General features: G+C 40.5%; 18 protein-coding genes and 1 pseudogene. 16 read left to right on the top strand and 3 right to left on the bottom strand.

Going from position 1 to position 16,456, the window contains the following annotated elements; genetic code table 11:
• Positions 1-17: 17 nt before the first annotated feature.
• From ASD40_RS11295 to ASD40_RS11235, 13 genes are all read left to right on the top strand, one after another.
• Entirely contained in the window at positions 18-827 is an 810-nt protein-coding gene (locus ASD40_RS11295) for an aminoglycoside phosphotransferase family protein (RefSeq protein WP_235549224.1), read from the top strand.
• 394 nt (positions 828-1,221) lie between these two features.
• Positions 1,222-2,388, top strand: a complete 1,167-nt coding sequence (locus ASD40_RS11290; protein ID WP_057303392.1) for a metallophosphoesterase — start codon at positions 1,222-1,224, stop codon at positions 2,386-2,388.
• Between the two features lie 600 nt (positions 2,389-2,988).
• Positions 2,989-3,522: an AAA family ATPase gene (locus tag ASD40_RS11285; RefSeq protein ID WP_057303391.1), complete on the top strand. Its 534-nt coding sequence runs from the start codon at positions 2,989-2,991 to the stop codon at positions 3,520-3,522.
• A gap of 172 nt (positions 3,523-3,694) precedes the next feature.
• Positions 3,695-4,258 carry an MOSC domain-containing protein gene (locus tag ASD40_RS11280; protein WP_057303390.1) on the top strand — a complete coding sequence of 188 codons (564 nt, stop codon included), beginning with the start codon at positions 3,695-3,697 and terminating at the stop codon, positions 4,256-4,258.
• Between the two features lie 395 nt (positions 4,259-4,653).
• Positions 4,654-5,817: a serine hydrolase domain-containing protein gene (locus tag ASD40_RS11275; protein WP_057303389.1), complete on the top strand. Its 1,164-nt coding sequence runs from the start codon at positions 4,654-4,656 to the stop codon at positions 5,815-5,817.
• A gap of 332 nt (positions 5,818-6,149) precedes the next feature.
• Positions 6,150-6,380: a hypothetical protein gene (locus tag ASD40_RS11270; protein ID WP_057303388.1), complete on the top strand. Its 231-nt coding sequence runs from the start codon at positions 6,150-6,152 to the stop codon at positions 6,378-6,380.
• A gap of 247 nt (positions 6,381-6,627) precedes the next feature.
• Positions 6,628-7,044, top strand: a complete 417-nt coding sequence (locus tag ASD40_RS11265; RefSeq protein WP_057303387.1) for a hypothetical protein — start codon at positions 6,628-6,630, stop codon at positions 7,042-7,044.
• A 431-nt stretch (positions 7,045-7,475) separates the two neighbouring features.
• On the top strand, positions 7,476-8,255 hold the full coding sequence (locus tag ASD40_RS11260) for a squalene/phytoene synthase family protein (protein WP_057303444.1): 780 nt from the start codon (positions 7,476-7,478) through the stop codon (positions 8,253-8,255).
• 229 nt (positions 8,256-8,484) lie between these two features.
• Positions 8,485-8,892 carry an SMI1/KNR4 family protein gene (locus ASD40_RS11255; RefSeq protein ID WP_057303386.1) on the top strand — a complete coding sequence of 136 codons (408 nt, stop codon included), beginning with the start codon at positions 8,485-8,487 and terminating at the stop codon, positions 8,890-8,892.
• Between the two features lie 260 nt (positions 8,893-9,152).
• On the top strand, positions 9,153-9,623 hold the full coding sequence (locus ASD40_RS11250; RefSeq protein ID WP_057303385.1) for a DUF6843 domain-containing protein: 471 nt from the start codon (positions 9,153-9,155) through the stop codon (positions 9,621-9,623).
• Positions 9,624-9,824: 201 nt separating this feature from the next.
• Positions 9,825-10,400 carry a dihydrofolate reductase family protein gene (locus ASD40_RS11245; RefSeq protein ID WP_057303384.1) on the top strand — a complete coding sequence of 192 codons (576 nt, stop codon included), beginning with the start codon at positions 9,825-9,827 and terminating at the stop codon, positions 10,398-10,400.
• A 342-nt stretch (positions 10,401-10,742) separates the two neighbouring features.
• Entirely contained in the window at positions 10,743-11,078 is a 336-nt protein-coding gene (locus ASD40_RS11240) for a GNAT family N-acetyltransferase (RefSeq protein WP_082562179.1), read from the top strand.
• A gap of 179 nt (positions 11,079-11,257) precedes the next feature.
• Positions 11,258-11,890, top strand: coding sequence for a LysE family translocator (locus tag ASD40_RS11235; protein ID WP_057303383.1), 633 nt, complete (start codon positions 11,258-11,260; stop codon positions 11,888-11,890).
• Between the two features lie 268 nt (positions 11,891-12,158).
• On the opposite strand, the gene ASD40_RS11230 is transcribed toward ASD40_RS11235, so the two are convergent.
• Positions 12,159-12,743 carry a peroxiredoxin family protein gene (locus ASD40_RS11230; protein WP_057303382.1) on the bottom strand — a complete coding sequence of 195 codons (585 nt, stop codon included), beginning with the start codon at positions 12,741-12,743 and terminating at the stop codon, positions 12,159-12,161.
• Between the two features lie 60 nt (positions 12,744-12,803).
• A complete protein-coding gene (locus ASD40_RS11225) occupies positions 12,804-13,508 on the bottom strand; it encodes a Crp/Fnr family transcriptional regulator (RefSeq protein WP_057303381.1) in 705 nt (234 codons plus the stop codon).
• A gap of 272 nt (positions 13,509-13,780) precedes the next feature.
• Between ASD40_RS11225 and ASD40_RS11220 the strand changes: the two genes are divergently transcribed.
• Together ASD40_RS11220 and ASD40_RS11215 are read left to right on the top strand one after the other, a co-directional pair.
• Positions 13,781-13,993 carry an NUDIX domain-containing protein gene (locus ASD40_RS11220; protein ID WP_057303380.1) on the top strand — a complete coding sequence of 71 codons (213 nt, stop codon included), beginning with the start codon at positions 13,781-13,783 and terminating at the stop codon, positions 13,991-13,993.
• A 256-nt stretch (positions 13,994-14,249) separates the two neighbouring features.
• The gene (locus ASD40_RS11215; RefSeq protein WP_063870760.1) at positions 14,250-14,861 is read left to right on the top strand and encodes an HAD-IIIA family hydrolase; all 612 of its coding nucleotides are present in this window, start codon (positions 14,250-14,252) and stop codon (positions 14,859-14,861) included.
• Here the strand turns inward: ASD40_RS11215 and ASD40_RS11210 are convergent.
• Positions 14,830-15,867, bottom strand: a complete 1,038-nt coding sequence (locus tag ASD40_RS11210) for a DUF3231 family protein (RefSeq protein ID WP_057303379.1) — start codon at positions 15,865-15,867, stop codon at positions 14,830-14,832. The two genes, ASD40_RS11215 and ASD40_RS11210, sit on opposite strands and share 32 nt — an antisense overlap.
• Before the next feature lie 424 nt (positions 15,868-16,291).
• Between ASD40_RS11210 and ASD40_RS39360 the strand changes: the two are divergent.
• Positions 16,292-16,456: pseudogene (locus ASD40_RS39360) on the top strand (IS110 family transposase); the annotation flags it as partial.

The following is a 16,456-nucleotide window of genomic DNA, read 5'->3' as shown; positions in this document are numbered from 1 at the left end:
GGGGGATTAAAGAAACTATGGAAGACTCTGTAGTTATACAAGCAGAACGAATTGCAGGCGATTTTCTTCTGGAACAAGTAAAAACTTCATATCAGATCATAGGTAAAGGCATCACAAATCAGGTTTGCGTAGTTGAGACGGAGAGTCGCAAAGTTGTTGTCCGCATGAACGATAAAGATACATTTCCAAGCTTTATCAAAGAAAAATGGTGTATCGAGCAAGCAGCCGCAGTTGGCGTTCCTGGACCTGAGGTGTTGTCTATTGGTATAGTTGATGAAAGCGCATATATGATTCAATCCTTTATTGAGGGTGACAACGGGTTAGACAGTACTGTTCCCAAGTCCGATGTTTGGAGGAAACTGGGCGAATATGCCAAGCTTATTCATTCGATTCAAGTGAAGGGATATGGAGGGAATCTGATTGATCCAGTAGTTGGTGATTTTCAGTCACCTTCTCATGCCGGATCAGACGGCAGTTGGCAAGGGTATGTGCAGTATAATATCAATAGTTTGACTGAGCATGATCGCTTGATTGAGCTTGGAGTAATCACTCAGATGGAATCGCAGAGAGTAAGAAAACTGTTTGAAAATTTGAAGAGTGAACCGTTCCGCTTCGGTTTAAACCATGGAGATATCTCTTTAAAGAATACGATTGTCAATCAGGCAAACCAAGTTATATTGCTGGATTGGAATGCAGAAGTAAGCGTGGTACCGCATGCAACTGTTGCTCAATTGATGCATTACCAAATCCTAGGACTAGAAGAAAGCGCAAGTGTTGAGGAATTCAAAGGAAACGAGGCATTTGCTGCTATTAAGGGCTTTCGATAACCTCAGGTGGGCTATTGATCGGAGTCCTGATCTGATCGAACCCTATGCTGCGTTTGCGAAGCAAGTCATTGACATGATTAAGGATTAGCAAAAAAATGATCAGTGTTTCTGTATCTCAATTCAACCAGGTGTGAAGAACATTATTGAACCGAGGGACGGAACACGATAGTTCAATCCTGACTCGAATTTGTTCTTCCTTGGCGATGGATCATTACGCTCCCTCGATAGCGGAAGAGAAGCTGCCTTGAGGCGGCTTCTTTTTGGTTTTCATTCAACTATCGGGCTGGATGATGATAATTATTCATGTAAAAATAATGGAAAATGATATATGATTAGTGAACGTACGTTCTTTATTTTGGCATAATATATTTAAGCGAAAAGAGGCTTGTATAACATGTTAACTATTGTGAAGGGACCTTACTTACAGTGTCCTACTGAAAATTCCATAACCATTATGTGGGAGACATCAGAACCTGCTTCTTCAACTGTAAATGTCTTAATGGCTGAAAGAATACATAGCGGATATCAGGGGAATTACAAGAAACCCGAACATGTGCTTGTAACCGTAGATGAAAATGAGTATTCAACGATTCATCGGCTTACAGTTAATCACTTAGAACCCAATACCCTTTATTTTTATCAGGTACGTTCGGTGAATGAGCGAGGTGAGATCGAATCAGGATACCATTTCCTCAAAACGGCAGTTCGGAGGGGAGAGTCGTTTTCATTTACTGTGACGAGTGAAACTGGTGGATATAGCGGTTTCGATAAATCCGAGGGGCAAATAAATCGGAATATATTTAGTCAAATGCAAAGATACCGCCCCGATATTACCTTGTTTGTTGGGGATATTGTTAATGACGGAAATAATTACGAGGATTGGGAGAAATATTTTTTTGGTCCAGGTAAGGAGTTCCTAACGAATACTCCGTTTTATAGTTGCTTAGGCAATCATGAGGATAATGCCTCATGGTACTATGACTTTTTTGCTTACAATTCCCCAAAAAATTACTACTCATTTGACTATGGAGATACCCACTTTATCTGCTTAGACAGCACAGATTTCATTGAACGTGAAACCTACCCAAATAGTTCGGGGAAGATGGTACCTGGGAATGAGCAGTTTGATTTTTTTATTCGCGATTTACAATCAACTTCTGCAAAATGGAAAATTGTTTATTTTCATTACCCTCCTTTTGTATCTGGTGGGTATCAGGTCGAAGATTTACAAGAACTATGCCCTCTAATGGAACAGTATGGAGTCGATTTGGTCATTAATTCTCATACGATTGTGTACGAACGAAGTCACCCAATCTGTAATGGTAAGGTCGATTTTGAAAAAGGGATCGTTTATATTGTTGCTGGTGGGGCAGGAGCGATGCCTGATTGGTTTTTACCTAAAAGATCTTGGCATACAGCACAATCCTTAGCGGTACCCCATTTTCTTAATATCGTTATGACTACTAATTCTTTGGAATTGCAAGCTATAGATGAGCATGGAAGTTTGTTTGATAAGTATTGTTTGTATAAGGAGTCAACTGGGAAACGAATTTACCTCTAAGATTGTTCAACTAACGGTGAACGTTAGTTCAATAAAGGGGCGCTATACAAACTATGAATGTGTTGCCATGGTAACAACCTTTGGCATGCTTAAAAAATCGGGGATTTGCAGATGTCTACGCTTGCATTAATTAAAAAAGAAAAAGCACCCAGTTTTTTGAGGTGCTTACTTAATGTGTTCGAATGAATTTAGTTGTCTGCAATGAGGGCAAAAGATGTTGATGAAATATGTATTTCACCGTTTTTCCAGGATCCTTGCCTGATGCTTATCGATGCTTGCAACTGTATAACGTGGCGAATTCATTGGTTGAGCAACTATGGACATAGATTCGAATTCTTTTGTAATCAATGCATTGTGCTTCCCGTCAATTCTCATGATGAATTACGACTCCTTGTATTTGTGTTTTCATTTTCTGTCAAGGGTGGCTCCCATTTCATATACAAATTACTTAACCTTATCTAGCCGTACAATAGTTAACGATTCAATTTTCTATAAACTCACTACTGAGGGACGGGCAGGAAAGTTGAGTGTTGTTTTCATCAAAAATGGTATAATTAGGGCAATTTCTTTACCGATACTACTAATTAGGAGGGATAAATTATGTTAGAGAAGTTGAGTATAGAGCATTTGATTGATCGAGAACGAGATCGTGATTTCTCTTTAATCGTACTAATGTGTGGAATAGCCGGTTCGGGAAAAACTACCTTTTCTCAAAATTTGGAAAAGTATGGTTATGTACGTCTTTCTATTGATGAAGAGGTTTGGTCTACTAATGGTCGATATGGAATTGATTATCCCGTTGAAAAATATAGGGAGTACTTGGAAGAAGCGCATATAAGATTACGTAATAAACTAGTAAAGTTAATTGAAGATAAAAAACAGGTTGTAGTCGACTCCAGTTTTTGGAACCGATCCGAAAGGGATGAATATAAGCGGCTTATTGAAAACTCCGGTGGGAAATGGAGACTTATTTACTTGAAAGTACATCCTGATGAATTACGAACGCGCCTTAAGATTCGTAGCCAACGTTTTGATGCCAATGCAGCCTTTACGATAACTGAGGATATATTGACAACTTTTCTCAATGGGTTTGAAGAACCAAGGGATGAAGGGGAAATTGTTATAGAAAATTAAAGAAAGTTCAATACAAGCATAATAGTTACAAAAAAACGTGAACTGTTGCGCTAATACAAAACTTTAGTTGACCAAAGGGCAGAAATCTTGAATGAACGTTGCAACTTACAAAGGCGACACTTATGATTGTTTTTGACAGGTTTATTTTCAATTCGGAGTGGAGGCGTTGTGAATGGCGAATAACCTTGAAACTCAAGTTGGAGTAGTTGTGTCAGTCAGCTGTAGTGCAACTCATACTTTTAGCAAAGAAACAGTCGATGTCATTAGGCTTCTTGCTGGTCTGGGAGTTGAAGGCGACGCACACATGGGAAAGACCGTAAAGCATCGTTCACGAGTTGCACAAAACCCGAATCAACCCAACTTGCGCCAGGTTCATTTCATTCATTCGGAGTTGTTGGATGAACTACGAAATGTAGGTTTTAATGTCGAGACCGGGCAGATGGGCGAGAACATTACAACCCGTGGGATAAACTTACTCGGACTTCCAACAGGCACAAAGCTGTATATCGGTGAATTAGCAGTTGTTGAAATCACGGGACTTCGCAATCCTTGCGCACAAATAGATAATTTCCAGTCGGGTCTATTAAGTGCGGTGTTGGACCACGATGAGAAGGGGAATCTAATCCGAAAAGCTGGTGTAATGGCTATCGTGCTAACTGGGGGAGAAGTTCGAGTTGGGGACCCAGTCCGAGTTGACCTACCACCTGAACCATTTCGTCCTTTAGAACGAGTGTAAAACTGACCCGGTTGAACGGGCAGTTTAGTTTCAAAAATATAGGGTTTCGGATACTGGGTAGATAACTGATAGAATTCGCTGGGCTGGGGCATCTGTATAATGTAGAAGGCAATATTATTTAATTCTAGATTATTGGTCATTGAGCTAACGGATACATTAGTTAAATAACATCAAGAGAAGGCTTTCGACATCAAACGATCGGCGGCCTTCTCAGCTACCGGGCAGATTCAGTCAACATATCATTATCAGCGCAAACGGTCACGGCTAATAGTAGCATCAGATTATTACACAAACGATCGTTTCTAAAAAACCGAGATAAAAAGGTATTGCTCTAATTCTTATGGAAGATTATGTTATAATTATAGTTGAAAACGTTTCTGGGAAGGGATAGGAAAATGAACCCAAGTAAGCGACTGAATGAACGATTGACACCGCTACTTAAGAGTGTCATGGAAAAGGGGCCTACCGGCTGTGCCTGTACCGTTGTGCGGCGGGGAGAAGTTGTTTATCAGGAAACCCTGGGTTATGCGGATTTGGAGAAGAAGAAGGAGATCACTCCAGATACAATCTACCGGATCTATTCGATGACCAAGGTAATTACCTGCGCAGCGGCACTAATGCTTTATGAGAAAGGACTTTATCTGCTTAACGATCCGTTGGAGGAATACCTGACGGAGTTCAAAAATCCGCAGGTGTACCGATATAACGAATATGGTACCAAGTCTTTATCCCCTGCAGTGGGTCCGATCCGGATCAAGGATCTTTTCACGATGGCCTCTGGGCTTACGTATGGTGGTGACGGCACGGAAACCGAACAGCAAACCCGTACAATCATGGAGAACGCTGCAGCGACAGTAGACATGCAGGCTTTGTCCAAAGCGTTGGCAGAAGTTCCGCTGGCTTTCGATCCCGGCACGCACTGGAAGTATGGTACAAGCCACGATATCTTGGCAGCATTGATCGAAGTGCTGTCCGGACAAACATTCGGAGAGTTTCTGCAGAAGGAAATTTTCGTTCCGTTGGGAATGACCGACACCTCATTTCGGATATCGGAGGATAAGCGGGAAAGTTTATGTACCATGTACGATTGTGCAGAAGACGGCACGCTTACTCCTAATACCAGGATGGACGCCCGCTATCAACCGGGAAGCCGTCATGAAAGCGGCGGAGGTGGCCTGCTTTCGACGATCGGCGATTACAGCCGATTTGCGCAGCTGCTGGCGAAGGGCGGGGAGCTGGAAGGGGTGAGGATTCTTAGCCCGAAAACGGTTCATTTGATGGCAACCAATCATTTAAATCCACAACAGATGAAGGATTTTAACTGGCCGCATATGAGTGGTTATGGCTATGGTTTGGGGGTTCGTGTTATGACCGATCCTGCAGCCGGCGGCATCAACGGCTCGATTGGTGAATTCGGCTGGGCTGGTCTAGCCGGATCTTACTTGTTGGTCGATCCTAAGGAAGAATTGTCCGTCGTGTACATGCAGCAGCTGCTGCCGAGCCTTGAGCCCTTCATTCATCCTCGACTTCGGGCTGCCATTTACGGGGCATTGGACTAAGTTCGGGGTTAACGGTGGCGAGAGAATACATTGGCGCTATTATGATTCAAAAACTGAGAAGCATCGAATTAGATAATCCCTTCCTTTATTGAGACACTGATAAATAACATGTGGTGAAGAAAAAAAGAAGTAATTAGGCGTTCACTCTACTGGGTGAACGCTTTTTTAGTAGGTTGGAGTGATGATTATTCTATATGAAGAATCTTTGTTAGGCAGGTTTTGTAAAGTGATGGCCGCCCCAGCGACTAAACTAACGGACAGTAGTGTTTCAATTTCTGAATTATGGAAAAAATATATGAACGGAATATTACATCTAATTCGGAGGTGGAGGTTTGACCTTAGAGCTTATTGGTGCCATTATTTTTTGGTCTATCGCTTTCATTTTTCTTACATTAGGCATAATAGTTGTTAAAAGTGAAAAACGCAAACAAGATGCAATTGCCGAAGAATTAAAATCACGTGATATCGAAGGTGTTTCCGATTCATTTTTTGTTTGGATAATTTTCTTTGTCGTTAATTTAATTTGGTGCGTTATTAAGAGCATTACCTTGGTGGTTAGTTAAAGTAATTTATATCCTACTCGGTATCGGGTTTGTGTTTTTAGGTATTTGGGCGCTCGATTAACTACAGAAATACTATAAAGTGATAAAGTAACACAGGGGCTACCGAGCGATTGGGTAGTCCTGTTACGCTAAAGGGCAGTATAATTGGAAGTATTTACCCTGAAAAAATCATACTTCATCGAACTTTATAATAATACATTTATTGGAATAAGCGTTTAGGGTTATAGAAGGAAGAAAGGAGAAATTAATGAGAAAAAGATTAATGAACGTGATGGTTATATGTCTCGTTGTTTTATTTGTATTTAGTTTGATTGGTTGCAGTAATACTGCAAAGAAAATATCAACGGATAAAACCTTTGAGCAAACAATCGAAGGAAAACTTAACAATATTACTAATCCAAAAGATTATACAGTATCACTATCCTCTAATCCATATGACTATATTAAGGGTGTAGATAGTAATAAGGATTACAAATACATTGTTTTGCAAGGAGAAAAGTCTTTAAATTATATGCTCAACAAATTTGCTAATAGTGATAAAAATGGATTAGAAGAATATATTATGGCAATCGCCTGTACTGAAATACTAAAAGAGAATCCCGCTTCTAAAAAGTGGGCTTCTGGTAGGGAATGGTATGATAATTATATTAAAGCAAACCAATAATTCTTACTGTTTAAGTTAAATTAGAAGATACTCAAATCTGGAAAGGAGGATTTAATTTACAATGAGGTAAAAAAATTAGAGAGGATTTGAAAATAAAATAATGAGCGAGTGATGGTTGCATCATCCCGAATCCAGACAATTGAGCTAACGGATACGATAGTTAAGTAATTGTTACATGATTGAAATCTTATTTTCATGTGGCATTAATCATTTAAGATTATACTAAGAGTCGGCCGCCCCTTTAAAATATGAACTTAGACCCTTAGCCCGTTGCTGTGGGTCTCTTTTTGCTATTAAACTAAAAGGCGGCTTAGTATATTTGGATTGACAATATCAACGTATGTTATCATGATATCAAGCTATGAATAAGTTAGAAGCTAAGCTATTACTTGGAGGGAAAATCTATTAATAACGTCGTTCTGAATGATGCAATGACCATGTTGAAGAAAACGAGCCGTACTTTTTATATTCCGATAAGTTACTTGGATTTAGGATTGAGGGAGGCTGTAACATCTGCCTATTTGTGTATGCGAGCTATAGATGAAATCGAGGATCATGATGAACTTACAGACCAATTGAAAGTGGAATTATTACTCGGGATACACGAAACATTCCAATCCCCACATAGTATCGAAACAAAAAAATTACTATCACCGTATGGGGCAGTATTACCGGAAGTTACAATGCAACTCGATGAGTGGGCGCTTCTTTGTCCAGCCTCTGGAGCTCCAATCGTATATCATTACATAGCAAAGATGTCGTTACAAATGGCCGAATGGGTTCAAAACGGGTGGAACATTCATACGGAAGAGGATTTGGACCGCTATACCTATAGCGTGGCTGGTATGGTTGGAGAAATGCTATCAGAACTATGGTTGTGGCATGACGGGACTCAATCCGATCTAACGAAGGCGATTGCCTTCGGAAGAGGACTTCAGTCGGTAAATATCCTCCGAAATAGAGTGGAGGATCTTAAACGTGGCGTTGACTTCTTTCCTGACGGTTGGGGATTCAAGGAGATGCAACAGTACACACGTCGCAATTTACAACTAGCCGACTCATATGTCGCAGACCTGAAGGAAGGTCCAGCGTTGAAATTTTGCAAGGTACCACTAGCGCTAGCTCATGCTACGGTAAACCTCATCGCTGTTGGTGGAAACAAATTAACGAGAGATGCGGTTCTAAAAATTGTGAGTCGTGTGAATGAATAACATGATTATCCATATGTAGACGTAAATAAGAAGTAATCCGGTATTTGCGAGTACCGGCTTTTTTTTTGTTATGTTGAACTAACGGGCAGGATAACGTAGTTAAGTGTAAGTAATTTGTGGTAAGATATTTCCAATAAATGTGTCTCTATATGGGTAGGAAATAAACTATAACCATCAAATAAGCTATTCACTAATAACCAACATTCCAAAACACAATGAACGAGGGAGAATGGGGTATTTTTATAACTTGCAAAATGACAATAACGAATTAATCAGTAATATCGAATGCTATCTAGGGCGAATGCCTGAAAGCATGATACCTTTTGTGGATATTACTGGTGGGGATCAACTTTGCATTGGGGTTACTGAGGATGTATGGGGAAAAATTTACTTTTGGGATCATGACCAAGAACACTTTGCCCCCTCAGAAGAGGAATTATGGAATAATGTTTACTTAGTAGCAAACTCATTCTCGGAATTTATCTTAAGTTTTCAAATAGTAGAGGATGAAAATCTACCCAAGGATCTTGGTATTGTTAGTGTAAAGACGACACCTGAGTTTCTAAAACCGGTTGAAAAGTCAAAAGTAAAAAACAGTAAAAACGCTAATGAAGCAAGCTATTTAGCGTTTGATTAGTCTATGTAAATGTAATATGATTGAAATCTTATTTTCATGTGGCATTAATGAATCAAGCATATAATAAAAGTCGACCCCCTTTAAAATATAAAACTTAGACCCTCAGCCCGTTGCTGTGGGTCCTTTTTTGCTATTCAACTAAAGGGCAGTCTAGTTCAAGTAAGAATTGAAATAATTATTATCAGTTGCAAAGAACAAAATATCTATTCCTCCGTCTAAGTATATAAAGGACTAAGCTAGGAAGTAGGGGGAGATCGGTAATGATAAATAAGGCACGTCTTTCTAATTTAATAATTCCGTTCTTCATTGCGATAGTAACTATTTCCATTGTGGTTGGAGGCATTATTTTATTAAATATAACGGAGGGAACTACACATAAGTTCTTATTGCCAAAAGGGTTTACGGGATGGGTTGAGATTACATACGAACAACCTGGTTTTCCTGCTTTAAAAAAAGAAGACCGTACTTTTATCTATAAGGTCCCACCTTCTGGAAAACTAATGACTGCAAGCAAGAATGTTTCAGGAACAATGGTTTTAATTTATGTTGAGCAAGATGGTCGACTAATTGATTTACCAACAGATGTGCCAATGATCCATGGGCAGGGCACATCAGGGGGCGGGCAGGGTGGACCCCATGGACAAACTGAAAAGTTCCCTGATAAACTTACCTTTTTTGTAGGAACGGAAGAACAATGGCGAGAAGCGATGGAAAAACAACCAGCCTTATGAATAGTAGAAGGCCAAAAATCAAGATCAAAAACCGACTTGTATGGATACAACCCACTCAAACGAGGCTGCCGCGAACAGATTGGCGGCCTTCATTGCGCTAACTGGTAGTTTAGCTTAGCAATCCATAAGAAACAATCCAAGCTGAAATGTGCTAAAATGTAACTAATGTAGACATCCCTCATGAACAAAGGAGCACTGAAAATGAGAAAACTCGTTCTATTTTTGCACGCATCGCTTGACGGTTTTGTAGAAGGGCCAAACGGTGCAATGGACATTGGCTGGATTTCCTACGATGGTGATTTAGAGAAATACGCGAAAGAAATTCTAAGTACTGCCGATACCGTCATTTGGGGACGAGGGACTTATCAATTAATGCACGGTTATTGGCCATCTGTGCCTTCGAACCCATCAGCTTCGCAGCATGAACGGAATCATGCCGAGTGGATCGATAAGACAGCCAAAATCGTTTTTTCCACGACACTGGACAAAGTCGAATGGAACAATTCCAGATTGGTGAAAGAAGATGTCGAGGAAGAGATCAAGAACCTCAAACAGCAGCCAGGTAAGGATATGGTCATCCTCGGCAGTCCTAGGTTCGCACACCACCTTATGCAACTTGATTTAATCGATGAGTATAAAATTACGGTTTCTCCCGTCCTGATCGGCAGCGGGTTGCCGTTATTTCAAGGTCTCAAGGAGAAAGTCAATCTTAAACTTATCGAAAACAAGACCTTTGATTCTGGAGCCATAGGTCTCGTTTACCAGTCGGTTAGATGACCTTTGTCTCCTAAAATAGATTACGGGTACGATAGTTCAATGAATTGAAACGGGATCTGCAGCTGCGAATCCCGTTTTTATTGTGATTTTGGAAGCATTTCTTTGCCGAAAGTTCTAAATTTGAAGCATTTCCTTGCCGCCAGTACTGTATTCGACTTCGCTCAACTCCCTCGGGCAGTTTTCTTCAACAATTTATTGTACTAATATGGTAGAATATGTATCTATATATGAGTGGACGAGGTGATTAGAAATGAATTCAGTTGCTAGTGTAAGGCTAGCATCCTTAACCGATGCTGATGAACGCAAGAGTTTAACGATGGTGTAAAAAGACCTCCAGCTAAGATAATTGAACGCCTAAATATAAATCGTAATGAATTGATTGCTGTAGCAGAGATAAGTAGTAAAATCGTTGGTTTTGGCTGTGCTCAAAGTTTTTATTCATTTTGTTATGAAGAACCACACGGAGAAATTACCGAACTCTATGTAGAAGAAGTCGCTCGAAGAAAAGGAATTGCAATTGCAATTATTACTTGTCTGGAAGAAAACCTTAGAGAACGCGGAGTGAAAAGTATTAAGGTACTGACAGGTAGAAGGAACAACGCTGCAATTAAAACGTATGAACATTGCAATTATGTTAAAGACGATGAACAGATGTTAAAGAAAAGGTTGGAGGATTAAGCTAACGGCAAACGATAGTTCAACACCAAAACGGCTGCCGCGGGGCAGCCGTCATTGCGCTATCGGGCAGATTAATTTCGAAATTGACAAAAATCATAGAAAATTATACAGTTTTATGCAGCTTATAAAGGTAAAATATGGCCCTGGTTTAAAAGAATCCATCAGAAAGGAGAAAACTTATCATGAGCTTCGGTACTTTGATATCCTTTGCCTTTGTTTCGCTTGGTATGGTTTGTTCTCCTGGTCCAAACATGATTTACTTAATTTCTCGTTCTATTACGCAAGGGCGTATGGCGGGGCTTATCTCTCTTCTTGGCGTCATGCTTGGTTTTCTTGTTTACATCATTGCAACAATGTTAGGACTCACGATACTTTTTACTGCAGTTCCATTTATTTTCGAAACAGTCAAAATAGCAGGTGCTGCTTATCTACTCTGGCTTGCTTGGAATGCAGTCAAGCCTGGAGCTACAACTATTTTGTCGACTCGAAATCTTCCAATTGACCCGCCAAAGAAGTTATTTCTAATGGGGTTCATGACTAACCTGCTCAATCCCAAGATTGCTATTCTATATGTGTCGCTACTGCCTCAGTTTGAAAACCCTGAGCGGGGATCATTGTTTTTTCAAAGCGCGTCTCTGGGTCTAGTTCAAATAACTGTTAGTTTTACAGTCAACCTCTTGATTATACTTACTGCGAGTAGGGTTGCCACATGGTTCGGCACGCGCCCTACGTGGTTATCAGTACAGCGTTGGCTCATGGGGAGTGTTTTAACTGGTCTTGCTGTACGTCTTGTTTTTGAACGCCGGCAATAAGTTGGTTTAAAAAGGGGAGATTGGTTAATAATCCCTTGGCTCCCGCCAGAGCGGATGCAGGTTTTCGAATTGAGTAAGGCACACATTTTTCGCCGAAATCCCAAAAGGAAAAGACCTTAATATCGGGTACTACCGATGTTAAAGTCTTATTCGTATTACGCCAACAATTTGCCAATATCTTGTATTTGAAAGTGCCAACCTCTTGTCGCTAATGTAAGCATGCCAAAATCTGAATGAAACCTATGTTAATCACCTGATCTATTTTGGCTTAACCTTCAGTTTCAACAGATATTTCTGAAATATTACTAGAAGCAAAACGGTCAATTACGTCGAGCGGTAAGTGATCTATCACAAGTTGGCCGTAGTGCGCATCCTGTACGATGCCGTTGTCGTCGATTAAGAATTCGGCTGGGACGCGATAGAAGTTGGATCCTTCCTCCGGAGTCAAAGTGAAACCTTCAGCCGCCGCCTCAGCTACGAACTTCTGTGTATTCGCATCAGCCATTGTCGCTTTCACCTTCTCCTCGGATACTTCGACACCGTATAGGTTATACAGATCGGCTTGAGGATCAGCAATTATCGGGAATGGAGCGTCCTGGCGGCCGACATACTGGGACATGCTAGTTTCCGGAGACTCGAACACAGCTACTATCTCCAGTCCTAACAGGCTCCACTGGTTGTAGCGCCGGATGAAATGCCGCACCCGCAAGTTGCACATCGCGCAGGCGGCGTTGCGAAAGAACGCAAGCAACACCTTGCGGCCGCGAAGATCGGACAACTGGAGAGGAACTCCGTTGATACCTGTAAACGTGAAATCAGGGGCGATATCCCCCTTAGATAATGGCATTCTCATTGTAATAGCCTCCTAGTCATGTAATGGGTAAACCTCAGTCTGGCTCGACTGACTTATACTTTACCATGAGATGTTCTTGCCTTCTGTGACCTGATCACCAACCAGCTCCATCAATGCTCCCCGCTGCCGAACCGATATCCAACCCCGTCCCATATCGATCCAACTCTTCTTTTGCATTCGGCTCAAAACGCGGCTAACTACTTCACGAGCGGACCCTAGTTCGACAGCTAACTGCTGATGTGTAATCTGGACGGTCGGCTGCTGTTCCAACGTCAGCCTCAACAGCGTTTCGGCGAGCCGAGAGTCCAGTGGCTGCGCAACTTTACTTGAAAGGATGCTGCCCATACGTATCAACCCATCCAAAATGTTGCTAAATACCGCATTCCGAATAGGTGCATACATTTGAATCCATCTTAAAAACGAGCTCTTCGCAACAAACAGGGCCGTCACCTCGGTCTCCGCCGTAATGGTACCAGGGTATTCGCGTTCGCTTAAACCGCTTAGCACCATAATGGCGCATATATCACCGGCTGACAGTCGGTTGGAAAGCGCTTCACGGCCCCCTTCGGTCACATTCGTGATCTGTACTGTTCCTGCAATGATGAACAAGGCATACTCAGCGGCATCCTCTTTACGAAATAAGGTCGATTTAACAGAAAATGTTCTAAGCCGTGGTTTGGCGGCGGCCCACTCATTATCTGGGATTGTTTGGAAACAAGGATAAGTGTCGGACAGGTTATGCAATTCAGGGAAGACATTTGTCATTAGGAAATCTCCGATCGGATAGATTAATATCTTTATTTTACAGGATCGTTACGTGCTGTGACTAGTCACTCAAATGAAGCTAGGTCTAGCTTCATGACAACACTCAGTTAACGGATACTATAGTTCAATCACAACACGACGGTAGCCGGCAAACGATCGGAGCCGTTGTCCGTTGAAGTAACGGGCAGATTACTTAAATATAAGTCTAACAGGAATCCCGAAGTCCCCATCGAATAGTAACTATTAAAATCCTTTTGACAGGAGGGTGCGTATTGAAAGTTGGAAGTGGTGTTAAGGGAATCGTAATTAAAGATAATAGGTTATTAACTATCAAGAAATATGACGATAAATTCGATGCTGACTATACTTTACCAGGAGGCGGTCAAGAACGTGGTGAAAATTTAGTTGAAGCCCTTCAGAGGGAGTTTCTAGAGGAAGTAGGATGCCTTATAAATGTAAAGCAACTCGTGTTTCTTAGGGAGTAGATTGGTAGGAATCATCATGGAAACAGTTTGATAGACCCCGAAACTCATGTGGTGGACCACATTTTTGAGCAAAATGTCGGAAATGGAATTGCTCCGGATGAGGACTGCATTGGGATTGAGTGGATTCCAGTAATAAGTCTTAATGACTATAGGTTTTTCCCGAAAGGATTGATTCATTACATAATTGAAATCGCACATGGTAAAATACCAGATGGCTTACCAGATTTGTCAACTACACAATGAGGGGGCTATTTCATTGAAAATTGAAGCTGTTTTTGTCGATCGTGATGGAACATTAGGTGGGAACGGTCACTTCATTCATCCTCGAGACTTTGAGTTATTCCCTTCATCTTTAGCAGCATTGCAGTTATTAAAAGACCATGGAATTAAAATATTTGCCCTTACTAATCAACACAACATATCCAAGGGACTAACGACAGAATTAGAATTTCAAAAAGAATTTGATAGTTATGGATTCGATGCAGCGTATATATGTCCCCATGAGCCTGAAGAAGGCTGTGAGTGTCATAAACCACGACCTGGAATGCTTCAAAAAGCTGCAGCTGAGCATGAACTAGATCTGACTCATTGTGCTGTTATTGGAGATGTGGGTTCAACTGATATGCTTGCAGCTGCCGCAGTAGGAGCCAAAAGAATCCTTGTCGAGATAGGCTGGGGTAAGCAGTCTTTGGAAAAATACCATCACAAATGGTATGAGCAAGCATCACCAGATTTTATTGCGAAGGACCTATTAGATGCAGTGGGTACAACCGACCAGTATCAAATTCTAGGAGCCATCCAGTCGCGGATGGTTCTTTTCTCATTAACAATAACGATTATTTTTCAGACGCTATCTTATCTCTATTAACAGCAAAGGGTGGTTGCTCCATCCATCCGTTATCAATCAAAATTTTCGCTGCATCTTCAACAAATGATGAGATTTTCATTAATGACTTTGCATAGAGGGCTCCCATATCATGTCTTCCGTTTACAGCCGCAGAATTTCCAAACGCTCTAATTTTCATTGAAAACATGTCAATCTTATGAAATAACATTAACTTATCTGAAAAGGGAGAAAACGTTGATGTTGTAACCAAATGGTCAAGAAATGATGGTGAAGGTAGATTTTCATTATGTAGTTTTTCCATATATTGTTCAATGCTTTTATGAGTCAGATCCTTACCTTCTATAAACAATTTTCGAATCTTTTCCGATTTTACTACTTGGCTAAATGCCATGATTAATGCTTTGCTTGTTACATTGTTTTCAATATTATCATATAAATGAGCAATTTCTAATGCGTGTAAAGGACGTACATGTCCCAAAAAACCATTTAAAAAACCTTGATGAACAAATTCCACTTTATCTGGAACTGGAATAATAGGTGGTTTAATGATTAATCCTTTATTCATTAATATATCTTTGATTTGTCCCATCAAAGCCATGGTAGAATCCATACAATAAATAAAAAACTCCGTTACATCCTTCCTATAAACAAGTGGTACGGCTACGTTATAAATACTCATTCCTGCTTTACATGCATATTTCAAGTAATGAACATAGTATACATCTTCAAACAAACGAGGAGCACCAAGGTTAACGTCTTCTTCTGAAAAACCGTTAGGAATTGGGAAGTTTTCTTTCTTAAAAATATCTTTCGTTGTTTTCATGAACTCTATGCTTAATTTTAAAGCATTCTCTAATAAAGTCTTGATCTCTTCATCTTCAACGTGTTGAAGGTAATAGCTTAATATACATTTTGACATGCTGTTTCCCATATATGTTGCCCAAAGTTTACCCATTTCTGCTGATGTTAATTTTTCACTGATATTCGATTTAGTTGAACCAAGCTGAATGGGTTTAATTATTTCCATGATAAAAACTCCCTAATTAAATTTTTGATTAGTATTTTCCTCCATTCGAAATCATATTCTTAACGCAATATTGAAATTGGACTGGAGTATTAGCCTAAGAAAAAAGGCAGCCGAATTGCAGGCAGGCTTTGTCTTATCTTGATGTTAATTGATCCAATAAAATAAAAAGCCGCCATTTAAGCAGAATAGCCAAATTTGCATATACCGTGGCATCTAAACATTCCTGTTAGTCCTAAGAATTGGACTTTGAAAGAAAAGGAGCGCCTCGGTATGATGGGTTTGTCAAAGGGTATAACCCAACACCATCAAGGAGCTAAACATTCCTGTTAGTCCTAAGAATTGGACTTTGAAAGAAAAGGAGCGCCTCGGTATGATGGGTTTGTCAAAGGGTATAACCCAACACCATCAAGGAGGCGCTCTTATTATGAAGTTTAAGCAATCTGACGGTCAAAATCAACGGATCGAACGAATTTCCACGACTCATCTCATTGTGGGAATCGATATAGCGAAAGAAACACATGTCGCACAAGCAACAAATTTTCGAGGAATCATACTTACTAAGAGGCATCTTTCTTTCTCAAATACAATT

The organism is Paenibacillus sp. Root444D2, assembly GCF_001426375.1.
In the GTDB taxonomy this organism is placed as follows: Bacteria; Bacillota; Bacilli; order Paenibacillales; family NBRC-103111; genus Paenibacillus_E.
Note: the sequence above shows the minus strand (reverse complement) of the source record. Positions and strands in the feature narration are given on the sequence as shown.

Excerpts from the sequence above, each read along its gene's own strand:
- ASD40_RS11265 (WP_057303387.1), top strand. The coding sequence starts at position 6,628 with ATGAGAAAAAGATTAATGAACGTGATGGTTATATGTCTCGTTGTTTTA.
- ASD40_RS11245 (WP_057303384.1), top strand. The coding sequence starts at position 9,825 with ATGAGAAAACTCGTTCTATTTTTGCACGCATCGCTTGACGGTTTTGTA.
- ASD40_RS11260 (WP_057303444.1), top strand. The coding sequence starts at position 7,476 with ATGACCATGTTGAAGAAAACGAGCCGTACTTTTTATATTCCGATAAGT.
- ASD40_RS11285 (WP_057303391.1), top strand. The coding sequence starts at position 2,989 with ATGTTAGAGAAGTTGAGTATAGAGCATTTGATTGATCGAGAACGAGAT.
- ASD40_RS11210 (WP_057303379.1), bottom strand. The coding sequence starts at position 15,867 with ATGGAAATAATTAAACCCATTCAGCTTGGTTCAACTAAATCGAATATC.
- ASD40_RS11280 (WP_057303390.1), top strand. The coding sequence starts at position 3,695 with ATGGCGAATAACCTTGAAACTCAAGTTGGAGTAGTTGTGTCAGTCAGC.
- ASD40_RS11255 (WP_057303386.1), top strand. The coding sequence starts at position 8,485 with ATGGGGTATTTTTATAACTTGCAAAATGACAATAACGAATTAATCAGT.
- ASD40_RS11295 (WP_235549224.1), top strand. The coding sequence starts at position 18 with ATGGAAGACTCTGTAGTTATACAAGCAGAACGAATTGCAGGCGATTTT.
- ASD40_RS11275 (WP_057303389.1), top strand. The coding sequence starts at position 4,654 with ATGAACCCAAGTAAGCGACTGAATGAACGATTGACACCGCTACTTAAG.
- ASD40_RS11290 (WP_057303392.1), top strand. The coding sequence starts at position 1,222 with ATGTTAACTATTGTGAAGGGACCTTACTTACAGTGTCCTACTGAAAAT.
- ASD40_RS11250 (WP_057303385.1), top strand. The coding sequence starts at position 9,153 with ATGATAAATAAGGCACGTCTTTCTAATTTAATAATTCCGTTCTTCATT.
- ASD40_RS11225 (WP_057303381.1), bottom strand. The coding sequence starts at position 13,508 with ATGACAAATGTCTTCCCTGAATTGCATAACCTGTCCGACACTTATCCT.
- ASD40_RS11230 (WP_057303382.1), bottom strand. The coding sequence starts at position 12,743 with ATGAGAATGCCATTATCTAAGGGGGATATCGCCCCTGATTTCACGTTT.